The organism is Pseudomonas putida (genome assembly GCF_050990305.1).
GTDB lineage: Bacteria > Pseudomonadota > Gammaproteobacteria > Pseudomonadales > Pseudomonadaceae > Aquipseudomonas > Aquipseudomonas putida_AH.
Map to the genome: position 1 here is coordinate 2,063,943 of NZ_CP158817.1, position 17,328 is coordinate 2,081,270.

Consider the following 17,328-nt stretch of genomic DNA (forward strand, 5'->3'; position numbering starts at 1 on the left):
CTGCAACGAAAAAGGGCGCTCCTGGGTGAGCGCCCTTTTGCTACTTACCCTTAGGGACCGCAATCCACTGCCCCAACACCTTCTGATAATTCCCCGTCACCTTGGCCAGATGCAGCCACTGATCCACATAAAACTTCCACGTCATGTCATCGCGCGGCAGCAGGTAAGCCTTCTCGCCGTACTGCATGTACTGCGTCGGATTGACCGCACACAGTCCCGGTTTTAGCTTCTGCTGGTACAGCGCTTCCGAGGCGTCTGTAATCATCACGTCCGCCTTTTTGTCCAGCAGCTCCTGAAAAATGGTGACGTTGTCGTGCAGCTTCAGTTGCGCCCTGGGCAGGACGGTGTGGACGAAGGCTTCGTTGGTGCCGCCAGCGGGTTCGACCAGGCGGACCGTGGGTTGGTTGATCTGGTCGATGGTTTGGTATTTCGCCTGGTCCTCGCAGCGCACCAGCGGGATTTTGCCGTCGACGTCCAGGGTGGTGCTGAAGAAGGCTTTTTTCTGGCGTTCCAGGGTGACCGAGATGCCGCCCATGGCGATGTCGCATTTGCCGGCAAGCATGTCGGGCATCAGGGTTTTCCAGGTGGTGGGCACCCATTCGACTTTGGCGCCGAGGCTATCGGCCAGGGAGCGAGCCATGGCGATGTCGATGCCCGAGTATTCCCCGTCCTCGGCTTTGTAGGTGTAGGGTTTGTAGTCGCCCGTGGTGCAGACGCGCAGTTGGCCTTGTTGGATGACGCTGTCCAGGTGCGATGGGCCTTCCTGTGCCTGGGCGCCAAGCGAAAGCGCGAGCAGGCTACTGAACATCAGGGTGCTGTTGATTGTTTTCATTGTTGTCGGGCTTTTGTGATGGAGTGGTTTTGAACGGGCAGTGTAGTGAAACTTTCCGCAAAAACGGGCACTCGCTACAGGTCGGCCGTTGTCGTTTCCGGGCTCAAGGTTCCGAGCCAGGCCACCAATCCCACGATCAACACCGCTGCCGCCAGTTCCACCACGACACTGCGCCGCAAGGCATTCGCCGCCACCTGATATTGCCCATCGCGCAATGAGCGCTCCAGAAGCGGCCCCAAATGAAAGCGGTTAAGCGCTGCGAGTACGAGCATTCCGGCAAACAGCGCGACTTTGACGAACAGCAACATCCCGTAGGAACCGAGCAACACCACGTCGAGTTTTGGCCCGGCAATGTAGAGGTAGTTCACAACCCCGGTCACCGCGAGGGCAATCACGATTACCGCGCCAACGGATTCAAACCGGGTAACGGCGCGGGCCAGCAGACGGACGTGATCTTCGGTGTGCAGTGCGTCACCCCGTGACATCCAGGCAAACGCGACAAGTGCCCCCAGCCAGGCGCCTCCCGCCAACAGGTGCAGGATGTCCGCCGTGAAATGCCAAACACCCTCATCCATCGCGCCATGGCCGCTCCAGACCAGAGAGGCGAGGGCGATGCCACCGGCCATAGCTGCCACAAACAAGCTGATGGTAGGCGAGCGTTGGTTAAGCATCGTTGCAATTGCCGCGATAACCAGTGCAATGATTCGAACCGTCCAGGCCAGCCCGACGTCCGTTTCCCGGACCATCATTTCAACGTGCGGACGCAGTGCGGCGATGTCCGATTCGCCGCTCATGGCACTCGCCAGCAACACCATGCCGGCGATGGACAGTACTGCGCCAAATACGATGGTTCCCATCAACAGCGAGCGAAACGGCAGCACCATCCCTGTAATCCGCTCCGAACCTTTGAGGCTGTTCAGCCCAAAGAACACCACCCCAAACAGCAGCATCAAATCCATGTACAGCGCAAAACGCAGGATGATGTTGGCCAGTTCGCTCATCGATCATTTCACTTTGAACGTAACGTTGCCGGTGATCGGGTGGGTGTCCGAAGACACTGCCCGCCATTCGACTGTGTAGGTACCTGCAGGCAGTGGCGAGGCAGGGGTGATGAGCATGGTTTTCGGGTCGCTGCCACCGCTGACCTTGGCCTTCATGGGCATGGGCGAATGGGCCATACCAGGCATTTCGGTCATGACCAGTTTTGCCCCGGAAAACTGGGTCACCAGGTTTTCCGAGAATTGCAGTTCGATGCGGTTCGGCGCTGTGCCCTCAGCGCCTTCGGCGGGTGTGGAGGAAAGTAGTTTAGGGTGGGCCTTGGCGAGGGTGCTCATCAGCAGGCCGGTTGAAAACAGGATGGCAACAGCGGTGATTCTGAAAGCGCGCATGCAAAGCCTCTTACCGCTCGAAGCGGTTGATGGTGGGTTGTTGGGTTAATGGATTCAGAACCACATCCGTACGCCGAGCACCAGGCGTGCTTCGCTGCGGTCCTCGCCTTCGTCGTCGGCGTAATCGGCGGTTTTTCCGTAGGTGCGATTCCAGGTCACGCCGATGTATGGCGCGAATTCCCGACGGATTTCATAGCGCAGGCGCAGGCCGGCCTCACTGTTGGACAGCCCGGAGCCGATGCCCCGTTGCGGATCGTTTTTGCCATGGAAATTGAGTTCGGCAGTCGGCTGCAGGATTAGTCGGTTGGTCAGCAGGATGTCGTAGTCGCCCTCCAGCCGTGCGGCAGTCTGGCCGCCTTCGCCGATGAAGGCCGTGGCTTCGGCTTCGAAGTTGTACAACGCCATGCCTTGCGCGCCAAACGCAGCCCAGGTTTGCGGGGCACCGGGTTTGAAGTCCTGGCGCACGCCGCTGACGATGTCCCACCAGGGGGAGATGGCGTGACCCCAGAGCGCCTGGATTTCGGCGTCGTGGGTTGTGCCGTTGGTGCGCTCGCCTTCGGATCGCAGCCACAGGCGATCGATGTCGCCGCCGACCCAGCCCGAAAGATCCCAGGCGAGGGTGCTGCCATCATCGGCATCCTGCCATTCCAGCTTGTCGGCGAGGAAGTACGTGCTGAGTACGCTGTCATGCACGGTATGGCCGTTGGGACTGGCGTAGACGGCGGCGCGGTCGGCGTCGGTCAGAGGTGGGATGGGCGTACGGCTTTCGCTCGGTGCAGCGGGCTGCATCTGGCCATCGTCCATGGATTGCATCTGGCTGTGGTCCATGCCGGTCATCTGGCTATGGTCCATGCCCTGCATGTCGTTGGTGGCGGCCAAGGCCGAAGGGAGCGCCAGTCCGTGGGTGACGAGGGCCAAGGCAATAGCGGTGATTCTGGTCATGGGTAGCGCCTCATTCTTCCACGCGAACTTCACGGAACATGCCCATTTCCATGTGGTACAGGAGATGGCAGTGATAGGCCCAGCGCCCGAGCGCATCGGCGGTGACCCGATAGCTGCGCCGTGACCCCGGCGGTATGTCGATGGTGTGTTTGCGCACCATGAAGTCGCCGTTCTCGTCTTCGAGGTCGCTCCACAGGCCGTGCAAGTGAATGGGGTGCGTCATCATCGTGTCATTGACCAGCACCACCCGGACGCGCTCGCCGTACTTGAGGCGCAAGGGTTCGGCGTCAGAGAACTTCACGCCGTTGAACGACCAGGCGAACTTCTCCATGTGCCCGGTGAGGTGCAATTCGATAGTGCGCCCGGGATCGCGGCCATCCGGGTCTTCGAAGGTGCTGCGCAGGTCGGCATAGGTCAGGACCCGACGCCCGTTGTTTCGCAGGCCAAGGCCGGGATCGTCGAGTTTGGGCGAGGTGGACATGGCTTGCATGTCGACCAACGGGTTGTTTTTTTCCGATTCGGGATGGGCTTGCATGCCGGGCATGGCCATGGCGCTGTGGTCCATGCCGGCCATGCTGCCGTGGTCCATCGCGCCCATGCCCATGTCATCCATGGTGACCAGTGGACGCGGGTCCAGCGGTGGCACGGTCGCGGACAAACCGGCCTTCACCGCGAGGCTGCCGCGGGCGTAGCCGGTGCGGTCCATTGATTGGGCAAAGAGGGTGTAGGCGTCGAGGGTCGGTTCGACGATCACGTCGTAGGTCTCGGCCACCGCGATGCGAAACTCGTCGACGTTCACCGGTTTGACATGCAGGCCATCGGCGGCGACCACGGTCATTTTCAGGCCCGGAATGCGCACGTCGAAGTAAGTCATCGCCGAACCGTTGATGAAGCGCAATCGCAGCTTCTCACCGGGGCGGAATACGCCGGTCCAGTTGGCGTCCGGCGCCTGGCCGTTCATCAGGAATGTGTACGTGGCGCCGCTGACGTCGGCGAGATCGGTGGGGTTCATCTTCATCTCGGCCCACATCGTGCGATCGGCGACGGTCGAGCCCCAGCCTTTCTCACTGACGTCGTGGATGAAGTCGCCCACGGTGCGTTTGTTGTAGTTGTAGTAGTCGGATTGTTTTTTCAGGGTCTTCATCAGGCTGACCGGGTCTTCGTCAGTCCAGTCGGTCAGCATCACCACATAATCGCGGTCGTATTGGAAAGGTTCCGGCTCCTTGGCGTCGATCACCAGTGGGCCGTACACACCGACCTGCTCCTGAAGCCCTGAATGGCTGTGGTACCAGTAGGTGCCGTTTTGCCGGACCTTGAATTGATAGACGTACACGCCGCCCGGCTCGATGCCTTTGAAACTCAGCCCAGGCACACCATCCATGTTGGACGGTAGCAAGATGCCGTGCCAGTGAATGGAGGTGCTGTCCTTGAGGCGGTTTTTCACCCGCAACGTCACCGTGTCGCCCTCACGCCAACGCAGCAGCGGGCCGGGAAGACTGCCGTTGATGGTCATCGCGGTACGCGGATGGCCGGTGATGTTGACCGGGGTTTCGCCGATGAACAGCTCGAAAACGCGGCTTGCGAGCACCTGCGGTTCGCCGGGGCTGGTGATCGCCCAGACCGGCGTGCGCCACAGCCCTAGGCCGCCAAGCAGCCCGCCGGCGGCCAGTCCCTTGACGAAGGTGCGTCTTGAAGTGTTGGAGTACATGCCGTCTTTCCCGTCAGCCTGGTGATCGTGTCGACGAGGCTAACGGGCGGCGCCTTTCAGAAGTCTGAGGCGGGGATTACAGTTTTGACAGGTGGGGTGCCGTTTACTGGCGTTTGGTGACCTTGTCCGACGACGCCACCGTCCCGCTTCCGCAATTAATGTACGAAGAAGACTTCAGCCAGCGTTGATCCGGATAGTAGGAAAACAGCAACTGACCATCCTTCATCGAATCAATCAGCCGATGCGCAATCGCCGGCCGGACGGCGGGGCAGCCGAGGCTTCTGCCGATGCGGCCGTTGGCCCGTGCCAGCACCGGACTGACGTACGGTGCGCCGTGAATGACGATTGCCCGATCGAAAGCGTTATCGTTGAAGCCCGGTTCCAGGCCTTCCATGCGCAGGGAGTAGCCGTTCTGGCCACGATAGCTTTCCTGGGTGCGGAACAGGCCGAGACTGGTGGCAAAGCTTTCGTTCTGGTTGGAGAACTGGGTGGCCATGTTTTCGCCGCTGTTGCGGCCATGGGCAACCAGTTCATGGAACAGTAATTTGCGCTTTTTCAGGTCGAACACCCACAGTCGTTGTTCAGTCGAGGGCAGGGAATAGTCGATCACTGCTAGTCTCTGTGCCGGGGCTGCGCCTTGGGCGCGGGTGCATTGGGTGGCGCGTACCGCCAGGGCGATGACTTTGGCATTGGCATTTGGGGCGGCTTTGGCCAGCGCGACTTCAAGCGATTCGGCGTAGGCTGTGGGAATGAAGGCCGAAGTCAACAGCAGGGCTGTGATTAGAAAGCCAAAGCGATGTAGCGCCATAAAAATGTCTCATCAGGAATATGTCGAGTCTAGCAGCGAATAGAACGCTAGCTTTTTGATTTGCGGGAGATTAAGGATTATCCATGGTGCAATTAACAAGGTTATTCGTCATAAGCCGCGTATTTGTTATGGTCTTTCTGATCAGCGGCACTGCGCTTGCTGAAACTTCGCCGATTGTGCCGATATCTCCGGAACCCAGCGTGGTGTCCGCTGCGCCCGATGATGTCGTTGGCCAAGCGATCCAGGCGACGCTTGAACCCCTGCAATCGGCGTTTCCACCGTTACTCACCTCACGCAAACATCAGCGCGCGGACATCAACCGCGTGGTGCTGGATTTTTATTCCCATCGCAACTATCGCGCCGCCTGGACAAACGGGCGTGATGTCACTCAGTTGCTCAAAGGCCTGAATGACACCGAAACCGATGGGCTGGTCCCGGCGGATTTCCGAACGGCCGAATTAGCCCAGGCACAACTGGCGATGCAAGCCACCGCGCCGACGCCGACGCAATCGGCGGCTTTCGATATCGGGCTGACCCGCACCTACATCACGGCGCTGCTGCAATTGCGGCGTGGCAAGGTCGATCCTTCCCGTCTGGATTTTCATTGGAACTTCGATCCGGTCGGCGTTGATCCCCGTGAGGACGTGAACAGTTTCTTTGCCGCCCTCGATGATCACGACGTGGCCCGCGCTTTCGCTCAAGCACCGCCGCAAGAAACGGTGTATCGCAGCATGCGCGAAGCCTTGGCGCAGCTGCGCCAGGTTCGGGATGCCGGAGGGTGGCCGAAAGTCCCCGAGGGGCAATCGCTCAAGCCGGGTATGGACGGTGCGGCGGTCACACAATTGCGTGCCCGGTTGGCGGCCGGTGGTTACCTGGAGCCGCACAAGGGCAAGCGCAGCGATTACGACGACAAGGTCATCGCGGCGGTGAAGCGGTATCAGCTCGAGCAGTACCTGGGCGCGGATGGGGTGGCAGGGGCAGCGACGTTGGCGGCGCTTAATGTGCCCGTTGAGGCGAGGATCGATCAGGTCCGGGTGAACATGGAGCGGGCGCGCTGGTTGCTTTACAAGCTCAAGGGCACCTTTGTCGTGGTTGATATCGCCGGGTACAAGGTAGCACTTTACCGCGACGGTCAGCCGATCTGGCGTTCGCGGGTACAGGTTGGCAAGCCGTTTCGCAGCACGCCGGTGTTTCAGTCCGAGATCACCTATATAACGTTCAACCCCACCTGGACCGTGCCGCCGACGATCCTCGTCAAGGATATGCTGCCCAAGATCCAACAGAACCCGGATTACCTGGCAGCCAATCGGATCAGGGTGCTGGATCGGGCAGGCAATGTGCTAGATCCGTCCAGCGTCGACTGGTACAACGCCCGTGGCCTGACTTTGCGCCAGGATGCCGGGCCTGAGAACTCGTTGGGGCAGGTAGCGATTCGCTTCCCCAATGACTATGCGATTTATTTACACGACACGCCGCATCGCGAGCTGTTCGCCAAGTCCATGCGCGCCACCAGCTCCGGATGCATCCGGGTTGAGAATCCGCTGCAACTGGTCGAGCTGTTGTTCAACGACCCGAAACGTTGGAACAGTGAGGGCATTCAAAAGCAATTGGCCAATGGCAGGACCGAAAACATCAAGCTTCCGGTCAAGGTGCCGGTGCTGTTGGCGTATTGGACGGTGGACATGAGTAACGAGGGGCGGGTGACCTTCAAGCCCGATGTGTATGGCTATGACGCTCCGGTGCTGCGGCAATTGAACCTGCCCTCGAAACTGCCGGCTCTGGAGTTGCCGCGAGCGGAAACTGCGGTGGTACTGACTGGGGAAGGCCAGCCGTAAGTACTCGAAGGGGATGATGGCTCCCGAGTACAGGGCAACGTTTCGCTTGTTTAAAGCGGGCGGCGGCGCTACGGCGTCCGTTGTGTATGGTTGCAATGCATCGATTTATTGATGCGCAAAGGTTGGCTCATCCGCTGAAAACTATCACAATATTAGTTGGTCACAATTGATCGATCGAAATGGATAGGAAATTTGAAGATGGATGTTGCGCAGAAAAAATCGTCACGCATCGCGGGTCCACTTCACGTGCATGACCTCGATGAGTGCCGCAACATTCAAAAAGGAGCGGTGTTCATCATTGCTTCGGGGCCGTCCTCCAAGGATTTTCCGCTGGAGAAATTTGCACATATTCCGATGATCACCATGAATGGTGCGATCTCCAAGTTCATCGGGACAGGCATCAAGCCGTTTTTTTATGTGTGCACGGACCAGGGTTTCCCCCGGGAGCAACCCGAATTGTTTTCAGAGGCCATACGTCTCAGCGAGCGGGTCGGACTGTGGGAGGAGCATGTCTGGCATACAACAGCGAAGCCCAAAGGAGAGTTGTATCTGCTGCGTCGAGCGCCCAAGTTTTCCTGGGGTGATTTTTTCCGTACTGACAAAGACCTCATCAGAAGCCGCAAGCTGGGCAATGGTCGTAGTCGGACTTTGGGTTTCAGCAAGAATCTCAAGCGCGGTTTTTTTGACGCTCGCACGGTAGCCTATCTGGCATTACAACTTGCCTATCACTTGGGGTTTACCAAGGTATTTCTGATTGGCGTGGACTTGAATCAGTCTGCGAGCCGCTTCTATGAAGCGCCAGGAGGAATTGTTTCTCCTTGCCGGCTTGATCAGCATTTCCAAACGAGAATCCTGCCGTCGTTTGAGATCCTCTCGAAATACGTCATGAACAAGGATTTTCAGGTCTACAACCTGTCCGATGTTTCCAAAATCCCTGCGGAACTGGTCCCTTGGGTGGGGTTGGATGAGGTCGACAAGCTGATCTGACGGTCAACCTTGATAGGTAGCAACGGGCGCTTTAAAAGCGCCCGTTTTATTACACCCCAGCAAATGTCTCGCGACCTTCCCAGTTCGACGATGCGGCAAGCCGCCCGGCGCCACTTGATCGGTGGCGCCCATTTGCGCCCGATTACCCCGTAGAATGCGCGCACAAAAACTAAGGGCTTTTGGGCCGGTGCCCATGGATTGCCTTTAAAGGACGAACTTTTTTGCCCGCACCTTTCCACGATAAGCATCACGTTCCCGGCGTCGCATTGACACGCCTACCGCTGCGCAAGGCTGCAATATTGCTGATTGCCACGGTGTGTCTGTGCCTGTGCGCTTTGCTCTATCTGCAACTGGAGCAATCCCGGCGCCATGATCTGAGTCAGGCCCAGGTCGCCTCGTCGAACTTGACGCGAGCCATGGCGCAGCAGGCCGAAGACACCTTCATGAAGGCTGATCTGGTGCTGACCAGCCTGGTGGATTGGATTCAGGCCGATGGCTTCGGTCCGCCCTTGAGGCCTCGTTTGCAAAAGACCTTTGCCCGGCGTGTGCAGGCACTGGACCAGCTACACGGGATTTTGCTGTTTGACCAGAAGGGTCAGTGGGTCGTGACTTCGTTCGAGAACCTGCCCCGGGGTCCCGGTGTGGCGGATCGCGAATACTTCAGGTTTCATCAACAGAATGTATCGTCCGTGGCGCACATCGGCCCGGCCATTCGTAGTCGGGAGAATGGTGAGTGGATCATTCCGATTTCCAAGCGGGTGAACGACAAGAACGGCCAGTTCCAGGGCGTGTTGCTGGCCGGGATCAAGATGTCCTACTTCGACCGGTTCTTCAAAAGCTTCAGCATCGATGACAACGGCTCGATGTTCGTGGCGTTGACTGACGGAACGCTGCTGGCACGCCGGCCATTTGTGGAGTCGCAGATCGGCACGTCAGTGTCCCAGGGCGAAATTTTTCAGACGCTCCTGCCCCAGTCGCCCTCTGGCAACGCGATGTTCACCTCGGTGGTCGATGGCATCGTCCGCTTGTATGGCTATCGGCAGCTGGAGGCTTACCCACTGGTCGTCTCCGCGGCATCGTCCAGGGATTCGATTCTGGCGAGGTGGTATGACTCAGCGTTTCGATCCAGCGCCATCGTCGCGCTGGTCATGTTCGTCGTGGGCTTGTTTGGTTGGGTGTTCATCCGTCAGGTGCGCGTTGGCGAACGGGTCGAGGCGGATTTGCGCCAGGCCCAGCAGGCGCTGGAGCTGATCGCAACCCATGACAGCCTGACCGGCCTGGCCAATCGCCGTTTGTTCGAGCGGGCGCTGGAAATCGAGTTCGGACGTGGCGCGCGCCAGCAAAGTCCGCTGAGCCTGATCATGCTCGATATCGATTACTTCAAACGCTACAACGACACCTATGGCCATGTGGTAGGTGATCACTGCCTCGCCGAAGTGGCACGCGCGGTGAAAGGGTGCTGTAACCGCAAGGCCGATCTGGCGGTACGCTACGGCGGGGAAGAATTTGCGGTATTGCTGCCCGACACCGATCTGCATGGCGCCATGGCCATTGCCGAACAGATCCGTCGCAGCGTCATGGGCAAGAACATCAGTCACACCGGCTCGCCCACGGGGTGCATCACGGTCAGCCTTGGCTGTTATTCGTTTGTTCCGACAGGGCGAGACAGCATGGACGTGTTCATCCAGCGCGCGGACGCGGCGTTGTATCAGGCTAAGCATTCGGGGCGCAATCGTGCGGCTGTGTTGTCGATGGAAGGTGGCGTCGAAGCGCTGATGCGGTCGGATCGTTGAAGCGCTTTTGCTGTTGTTTCACCTGAGCAACACTCCATCACGCCGGTCGTCCGCCTGTCACAATCCCTTCAATTGATCGTCTAGAGTTCCGATAGCTCTGCCGAATCCGGCAGGTCTCCCAACCGCACGGACGATCGCCAACATGTTGATAACCCGAGCATTGACAGCCGTTGCACTCACTCTTGCAGCTTGCGCTCTCTTTCCGCTGGTCAGTCGCGCGCAATCGAAAATCACACCCGAAGAAGCCCACGCCATTGGTGTTGAAGCCTACGTTTATTTCTACCCGCTGTTGACCATGGACATCACCCGCAAACAGTTCACCAACATCGAACCGGGCAAGGAGTTCGGCAAAGGTCCGATGAACATGTTTGTCAGCGTGCCGCAGTATCCGCCGGCGGACTTCAAAGGCGTGGTGCGTTCGAATTTCGACACCTTGTACTCCATCGCCTGGCTCGACTTGACCAAGGAACCGCTGGTGATCGCCGCACCGGACACGGCCGGGCGCTTTTATTTGCTGCCAATGCTCGATATGTGGAGCGATGTGTTTGCTTCGCCAGGTTGGCGCACCACGGGCACTGATGCCGCGCAGTTCCTGGTGACGCCGCCGGGGTGGAGCGGTACGGTACCTGCCGGGCTGAATCAACTGCCGGCCCCTACGCCTTATGTCTGGGTCATCGGTCGCACCAAAACCGACGGTGCGGCGGACTACGCGGCGGTGCACAAGATCCAGGCGGGTTATACCGTGACGCCATTGTCGATGCTGGGCAAAAGTCCAGAGCCTGTGAGCGTCACGATCGACCCGGCCGTGGACATGAAGACACCACCTAAAATTCAGGTCGATACGATGTCCGCGGCCAACTACTTCGCCTATGCCGCGCAACTGCTCAAAATGCATCCGGCCCACAGCACCGATCAGCCGATGCTGGCGCAGATCAAGCGGATTGGCATCGAGCCCGGCAAGGCGTTCGACATGGATGCACTGGACCCTGAAATCAAAACCGCATTGCAAACCGTGCCTGAAGAGGCCCAGGCCCTGATGAAGTGGAAAGTGGAAACACTGGCCCGGGTGGTCAACGGTTGGTCAATGAATACCGACACCATGGGCGTCTACGGCAACTACTACCTCAAACGCGCGATCGTTGCCCAGGTGGGGCTGGGTGCCAACTTGCCCGAAGATGCGATTTATCCGTTGAACGTGGGCGATGAAAATGGCAAGACCCTCGACGGTGCGAACAAGTACGTGCTGCATTTTCCCAAAGGTCAGACACCACCGGTGGATGCCTTCTGGTCGATCACGCTGTACGACCCTGAAGGCTTCCAGATTGGCAATGAGCTCAATCGATTTGCGGTGAGCAGCTGGATGCCGTTCAAGAACAACGACGATGGCTCACTGGATATCTATTTCCAGAACGAAAGCCCCGGCAAGGCGCTTGAGGCCAATTGGCTGCCGGCGCCCAAGGGGCCGTTCAACCTGACCATGCGCTTGTATGGACCGAAGGCTGAAGCACTGAACGGCAAGTGGAATCCGCCGCCGGTCAGGCAGATGTAAGTACACGGCTCTGGAAGCAGCCGATGGGTTATGGCCATCGGCTGCCCGTTCCGCCACCGGCACCACCGGTGCCACCACCTGCCGGGCCAGTGCCGCCACCGACGCCAGAGCCCGAACCAAAGCCGCTGATGCCACCTGCATTGCCTCTGGGCGAACCGGGGGCACCGCCGTCACCGGTGTTGCCTCCAGAGGGCGCTGAGGGGTGGGTATCGGGTGACATGACGGGGCCTCGGGTGGTGCCGGATTTTGGGGGTGTTTTATCTGCGTCGTCGGATGCGGCGAAGGCGGCCAATGAGGTGGCAGACAATAATCCGATGAGTAGCAGCGAAGTGATTTTGATCTCCATCGGGGACCTCTCCAAAAAGAGTGGTTACCTGGGGTTGGTGTGAAGGGCAAGCATCGGTCACTCAAGCAAGAGTGGGAGCGGGCTTGCCCGCGATGGCGTCAGATCAGTCAACATCAACGGTGGCTGTCACACCGCTATCGCAGGTAAGCCAGCTCCCACAGAGAATCCAGGTGTTATCCATTATCGTATCCGGCCAGTTTCACTTCCAGGTTTGCCCGCACCATCGGCCACTCCTCGTCAATGATGCTGAACCGCACCGAATTGCGCTTTCGCCCGTCAGGCATTATGCGCTCGTGACGCACGATCCCTTCCTGCTGCGCGCCGAGCCGCAGGATCGCTTGGCGCGATGCCTGGTTGTTTTCGTCGGTGGTGAACTGCACCCGTACGCAGTCCAATACCTCGAAGGCATGGCGTAGCAGCAGGTACTTGGCTTCGGTATTGACGAAGGTTTTTTGCCAGCGAGACGAGATCCAGCTGCTGCCGATTTCCAGCTTGCGGTTAATTGGGTCGATCTTCCACATGCGGGTCGAGCCGATGACCTCGCCGGTGTCTTTCAACACAATGACGAAGGGCAATACCGTACCGGCATCACGGCCATCCAGGGCTTTTTTCAGATAGGCATCGACGGTGGTGGACGAAGGTACGACAGTGACGGTGAGGTTCCACAGTTCACCGTCTGCGGCGGCGTGTACCAGTGCATCGGCATCGGCGTATTGCAGCGGGCGCAGGCTGATTCGGCTACCTTGCAGGGTGATGTCCATAAATGAGCGTCTCGGCTGATCGGGGCTGACCGCTCTTTGTAGGAGCAAGGCTTGCCCGCGATGCCGGCCTTGAATTCGCCATCGCGGGCAAGCCTTGCTCCTACAAAGAGCGGTTTAGCGGTATTACGCCGCACACGGGCAGCCTGACGCAACCACCCAGAGGCATTGAGGTCACAATCTGGAGACCCAGCCAAATGGACCGCTGGCCATGAAAAAACTGCGAATTGCGACCTTCAACGTCAACGGCATGCGTGCTCGGTTGCCGAACTTGTTGGCCTGGCTTGAGCGCGAAAAACCTGACGTTGCCTGTTTGCAGGAGCTCAAGTCGCTAGACAGTGCCTTTCCCGCGGCCGAGCTTGAGTCGGCAGGCTATGGTGCGATCTGGCAGGGGCAGGCGTCGTGGAACGGGGTGGCGATTCTGGCGCGGGATGCGCAGCCGCTGGAGAGCCGACGAGGGTTGCCGGGCGATGACAGCGACACTCAAAGTCGCTATTTGGAGGCCGCCGTGCATGGTGTGCTCGTCGGGTGCCTTTACTTGCCCAACGGCAACCCGCAGCCGGGTCCGAAATTCGATTACAAGTTGGCGTGGTTCGAGCGGTTGATTCGCCATGCGCAGACGCTGCAGGGCAGTGATCATCCCGTGGTGCTGGCCGGTGACTACAACGTGGTCCCCACCGATCTGGACATCTACAACCCGCGCTCCTGGCTCAAGGACGCGTTACTGCAACCGCAGAGTCGCGCGTGTTATCAGCGGCTGCTGGATCAAGGCTGGACCGATTCCCTGCGATCTCTATATCCTGAAGAACGGCTTTACACCTTCTGGGACTATTTTCGCCAGCATTGGCCGAAGAACTCGGGGTTGCGCATTGATCATCTGCTGCTCAATCGGTCGTTGAGTCCTTACTTGCAGGGCGGTGGTGTCGATGCCTGGGTGCGTAACGAGCCCCATGCCAGCGACCATGCGCCGGCCTGGATTCAACTCGGCTCGCGAAAACATCATTGATTTTTCCTGCGGGGCGATTGGCTAAATCAATTGTCGGTAGCGACGGTTCATCCCTTATACATACCGTCCATTGGCGGAACGATCCGCAGACTCCGTACATAAGGACTGAACGATGAGCGAGCCGCGTCTGACTAACCGAGCGCTATACCTGCAACGTCTGGGCTTCGATGCGCCCCCGGCGCCAACCCTGGAGACTCTGCGCCTGCTTCAATTGCGCCACACCGGCGTGTTCGCGTTTGAAAACCTCACCACGCTGTCGGGTGAACCGGTGCTGATCGATTTGCCGTCGATAGAGCGCAAGGTCCTTCACGAAGGGCGCGGCGGTTACTGCTACGAACTCAACAACCTGTACCTGCATTTGCTTCAAGAGCTGGGTTTTGACGCGCGTGGTATCAGTGGTCGCGTGGTCATGGGCCAGCCCGAAGGCGCATGGACGGCTCGTACACATCGTTTGAGCCTGGTGACCCTGGGCGGCGTGCGATACATCACTGACGTCGGCTTCGGCGGCATGGTGCCCACCGCGCCACTGCTGCTCGACAGTACCGCTGAACAGCTCACACCCCACGAACCCTATCGCATCGAACAACACACCGACGGCTACACCCTTCGCGCCAAGGTCGGGGATGAATGGCGAGCGATGTACATCTTCGACCTGCAACGCCAGGAAGACATCGATTACACCGTTGGCAACTGGTACGTCTCGACCCATCCCGACTCATCGTTCGCCAGGCAACTGATGGTGGCGCGGACCGGGGAGGGGTGGCGACGTACACTCAATAACGGCAGCTTCGCGATACATCGCATGGGCCGAGACAGTGAGCGCCGGCAGGTGACGGATGTGCAGGAACTGGTCGCTCTGCTGGAAAGTGAATTCAGTATTCGCGTGCCAGCCCACGCTAATTTGATGCATACGCTCGAGTGCTTGATCGAGCCGCAATAAGCGTCTGATCGTGCACACAAAAAAGGGGCGGATTGCATCAATCTGCCCCTTTTTGCATCAAGGTTGAGCGTCAGGTGTCATCACCCGATGTATTTCCCTGAGAGCTTCCGACAGCTTTTTTTCCAGGCTTTTCAACTCGGAAATCGTGATCCCTTTCTTGAGGTGTCCGGCAGGGCCGGACTCTGCAACCTTGCTCGGGTCAACCAGCAGTGCCCGGCGCAGGGTGTTGTTGATTGCGGTCTGATAGCCATACCCCTCGCTTTCTGCCAACGCGCGTGCCGCGTCGATGACGACATCATCGAGCATGATGGTGATTCGGGTCTTGCCTTTGCCAGAGGCAACTGCCCCGCGTTTTGCATGGCTGAAGTCGTACTCATCTTTCATCGGTCAAGCCTCCAGATACTGTTGGCGCTCGTTTTTGCTGGCGAGGCGCGCGGAAATAATTCGAATAAAACTCGGATCACGGTAGGTGTACGCAACGACCAGCAAACGACCTCTGCCGTCGAGTCCGATGGTGATCCAGCGCTGTTCATCATGGTGGTCGTCCTGAAGCGTCAGGGCGTGTTCGTCATGAAACACAGGTTCTGTCTCGGCAAGGCTGATGCCTTTGTGCTTGAGTTTGTTGGCTGCGTTCTTTGCCTTGTGATACTGAATATCGAATGACTTCATTATGCATACTTTATATGTATGTGAAAGAGGGCGACCATGACCGATGGTCGTCAGGAACTGAAAAGACTAGCGGGCGGAGGAGAATGGCCCGGGGGGATGTATTTCAAGGTTTGATGCGCAGTGGCACACAGTCTGCATGACCAACCGTTCATAATTTGAACGGCGAGTTGTATACAATTCTATAGACAGTTGTCCTGAGTCTTGCATACAGTGTGCGCATAACAAAAACCAGGGAACCCCCTAACATGAAAACGCCCCATGTTTCACACCAACGGCCCGAAGATGAAAACCTCGGGATCGGCGCGAATATGGCTTACGGCCTGCAACATGTTCTGACCATGTACGGCGGCATCGTCGCGGTGCCTTTGATCATTGGTCAGGCTGCCGGGCTGTCGCCGGCGGACATTGGTTTGTTGATTGCTGCTTCATTGTTTGCGGGGGGGCTGGCCACGTTGCTGCAAACCCTGGGCTTACCGTTTTTTGGTTGTCAGTTGCCGCTGGTGCAGGGCGTGTCGTTCTCTGGTGTCGCGACCATGGTGGCGATTGTCAGCACGGGAGGTGAGGGTGGCTTCCAGGCGATTCTGGGGGCGGTGATTGCGGCGTCTCTGATCGGCCTGCTGATCACGCCGGTGTTCTCCAGAATCACCAAGTTCTTTCCACCGTTGGTCACGGGCATCGTGATCACCACCATCGGCCTGACACTGATGCCGGTGGCTGCGCGCTGGGCCATGGGCGGCAACAGCCATTCCCCGGAATTCGGCAGCGTGGCCAATATCGGCCTGGCTGCGGTGACGCTGGTGCTGGTGCTGTTTTTGAGCAAGATCGGCAGCGCGAGCATCTCCCGTCTGTCGATCCTGTTGGCCATGGTCATCGGTACGATCATCGCCGTGTTTCTGGGCATGGCGGACTTCTCGTCCGTCACCCAGGGCCCGATGTTCGGTTTCCCGACACCGTTCCATTTCGGCCTGCCGACCTTCCACTTCGCGGCGATCCTGTCGATGTGCATCGTGGTGATGGTGACCCTGGTGGAAACCTCGGCGGATATCCTGGCGGTCGGTGAAATCATCGACACCAAGGTCGACTCCAAGCGCCTGGGCAACGGCCTGCGTGCCGACATGTTGTCGAGCATGATCGCGCCGATCTTCGGCTCCTTCACCCAAAGCGCCTTCGCCCAGAACGTCGGGCTGGTGGCGGTCACCGGGATCAAGAGTCGTTATGTCGTGGCTACCGGCGGTCTATTCCTGGTGATCCTCGGCCTGTTGCCCTTCATGGGCCGGGTCATCGCCGCCGTGCCGACCTCCGTGCTCGGCGGTGCCGGAATCGTACTGTTCGGTACTGTGGCTGCCAGCGGGATTCGTACGCTGTCCAAGGTTGACTACCGCAATAACGTCAACCTGATCATTGTCGCTACCTCCATCGGCTTCGGCATGATCCCGATCGCCGCCCCCAACTTCTACGACCACTTCCCAAGCTGGTTTGCCACGATCTTCCATTCGGGCATCAGTTCATCGGCCATCATGGCTATCGTGCTGAACCTGACCTTCAACCATCTCACGGCCGGCAACTCCGACCAGCAGTCGGTGTTTGCGGCAGGGACCGAGCGGGTTCTGCGTTATCAGGACCTGGCGGCGTTGCGTGAAGGGGATTACTTCAGCGATGGCAAACTGCACGACTGCGACGGCAAGGAGATTCCGGTGGTTGAGTTGGACCACGGGCATGGAGAGCCGCGAGTGGCGCATGCCAAGAGCGGTGAGCATGTCTGACGTT

The 17,328-nt window shown here is 58.8% G+C and carries 17 protein-coding genes; 7 read left to right on the forward strand and 10 right to left on the reverse strand.

Annotated features, from left to right (window positions below):
• Positions 1-40: 40 nt before the first annotated feature.
• From ABTV22_RS09500 to ABTV22_RS09525, 6 genes are all read right to left on the reverse strand, one after another.
• Positions 41-832: a transporter substrate-binding domain-containing protein gene (locus tag ABTV22_RS09500; RefSeq protein WP_433739641.1), complete on the reverse strand. Its 792-nt coding sequence runs from the start codon at positions 830-832 to the stop codon at positions 41-43.
• Between the two features lie 74 nt (positions 833-906).
• Positions 907-1,833: a copper homeostasis membrane protein CopD gene (gene copD, locus ABTV22_RS09505; protein WP_433739643.1), complete on the reverse strand. Its 927-nt coding sequence runs from the start codon at positions 1,831-1,833 to the stop codon at positions 907-909.
• A 3-nt stretch (positions 1,834-1,836) separates the two neighbouring features.
• The gene (gene copC, locus ABTV22_RS09510; RefSeq protein ID WP_433739645.1) at positions 1,837-2,220 is read right to left on the reverse strand and encodes a copper homeostasis periplasmic binding protein CopC; all 384 of its coding nucleotides are present in this window, start codon (positions 2,218-2,220) and stop codon (positions 1,837-1,839) included.
• Positions 2,221-2,274: 54 nt separating this feature from the next.
• A complete protein-coding gene (locus ABTV22_RS09515) occupies positions 2,275-3,162 on the reverse strand; it encodes a copper resistance protein B (protein WP_433739647.1) in 888 nt (295 codons plus the stop codon).
• 10 nt (positions 3,163-3,172) lie between these two features.
• Positions 3,173-4,870, reverse strand: coding sequence for a copper resistance system multicopper oxidase (locus tag ABTV22_RS09520; RefSeq protein WP_433739649.1), 1,698 nt, complete (start codon positions 4,868-4,870; stop codon positions 3,173-3,175).
• 103 nt (positions 4,871-4,973) lie between these two features.
• On the reverse strand, positions 4,974-5,678 hold the full coding sequence (locus tag ABTV22_RS09525; protein ID WP_433739651.1) for a murein L,D-transpeptidase catalytic domain family protein: 705 nt from the start codon (positions 5,676-5,678) through the stop codon (positions 4,974-4,976).
• A gap of 83 nt (positions 5,679-5,761) precedes the next feature.
• On the opposite strand from ABTV22_RS09525, the gene ABTV22_RS09530 reads away from it, so the two are divergent.
• From ABTV22_RS09530 to ABTV22_RS09545, 4 genes are all read left to right on the forward strand, one after another.
• Entirely contained in the window at positions 5,762-7,513 is a 1,752-nt protein-coding gene (locus tag ABTV22_RS09530) for a L,D-transpeptidase family protein (protein ID WP_433739653.1), read from the forward strand.
• A 198-nt stretch (positions 7,514-7,711) separates the two neighbouring features.
• Positions 7,712-8,500, forward strand: a complete 789-nt coding sequence (locus ABTV22_RS09535) for a lipopolysaccharide biosynthesis protein (RefSeq protein WP_433739655.1) — start codon at positions 7,712-7,714, stop codon at positions 8,498-8,500.
• Between the two features lie 221 nt (positions 8,501-8,721).
• The gene (locus tag ABTV22_RS09540; RefSeq protein WP_433739657.1) at positions 8,722-10,293 is read left to right on the forward strand and encodes a sensor domain-containing diguanylate cyclase; all 1,572 of its coding nucleotides are present in this window, start codon (positions 8,722-8,724) and stop codon (positions 10,291-10,293) included.
• 142 nt (positions 10,294-10,435) lie between these two features.
• Positions 10,436-11,842, forward strand: coding sequence for a DUF1254 domain-containing protein (locus ABTV22_RS09545; protein WP_433739659.1), 1,407 nt, complete (start codon positions 10,436-10,438; stop codon positions 11,840-11,842).
• A gap of 28 nt (positions 11,843-11,870) precedes the next feature.
• Here ABTV22_RS09545 and ABTV22_RS09550 read toward each other — a convergent pair whose 3' ends face one another.
• Positions 11,871-12,188, reverse strand: a complete 318-nt coding sequence (locus ABTV22_RS09550) for a hypothetical protein (RefSeq protein WP_433741349.1) — start codon at positions 12,186-12,188, stop codon at positions 11,871-11,873.
• Positions 12,189-12,361: 173 nt separating this feature from the next.
• Complete coding sequence (locus tag ABTV22_RS09555; RefSeq protein WP_433739661.1) at positions 12,362-12,949, reverse strand: GNAT family N-acetyltransferase; 588 nt, start codon at positions 12,947-12,949, stop codon at positions 12,362-12,364.
• Between the two features lie 208 nt (positions 12,950-13,157).
• On the opposite strand from ABTV22_RS09555, the gene ABTV22_RS09560 reads away from it, so the two are divergent.
• On the forward strand, positions 13,158-13,952 hold the full coding sequence (locus tag ABTV22_RS09560; RefSeq protein ID WP_433739663.1) for an exodeoxyribonuclease III: 795 nt from the start codon (positions 13,158-13,160) through the stop codon (positions 13,950-13,952).
• A 112-nt stretch (positions 13,953-14,064) separates the two neighbouring features.
• Entirely contained in the window at positions 14,065-14,892 is an 828-nt protein-coding gene (locus tag ABTV22_RS09565; protein WP_433739665.1) for an arylamine N-acetyltransferase family protein, read from the forward strand.
• Positions 14,893-14,949: 57 nt separating this feature from the next.
• On the opposite strand, the gene ABTV22_RS09570 is transcribed toward ABTV22_RS09565, so the two are convergent.
• Positions 14,950-15,276, reverse strand: a complete 327-nt coding sequence (locus ABTV22_RS09570; protein WP_433739667.1) for a BrnA antitoxin family protein — start codon at positions 15,274-15,276, stop codon at positions 14,950-14,952.
• Between the two features lie 3 nt (positions 15,277-15,279).
• Positions 15,280-15,561 (reverse strand): BrnT family toxin, encoded by a 282-nt coding sequence (locus ABTV22_RS09575; protein WP_433739669.1) that lies wholly within the window; start codon positions 15,559-15,561, stop codon positions 15,280-15,282.
• Positions 15,562-15,806: 245 nt separating this feature from the next.
• Here ABTV22_RS09575 and ABTV22_RS09580 point away from each other — a divergent pair, with 245 nt between their 5' ends.
• Positions 15,807-17,324, forward strand: a complete 1,518-nt coding sequence (locus ABTV22_RS09580; protein WP_433739670.1) for a nucleobase:cation symporter-2 family protein — start codon at positions 15,807-15,809, stop codon at positions 17,322-17,324.
• Positions 17,325-17,328 lie beyond the last annotated feature (4 nt).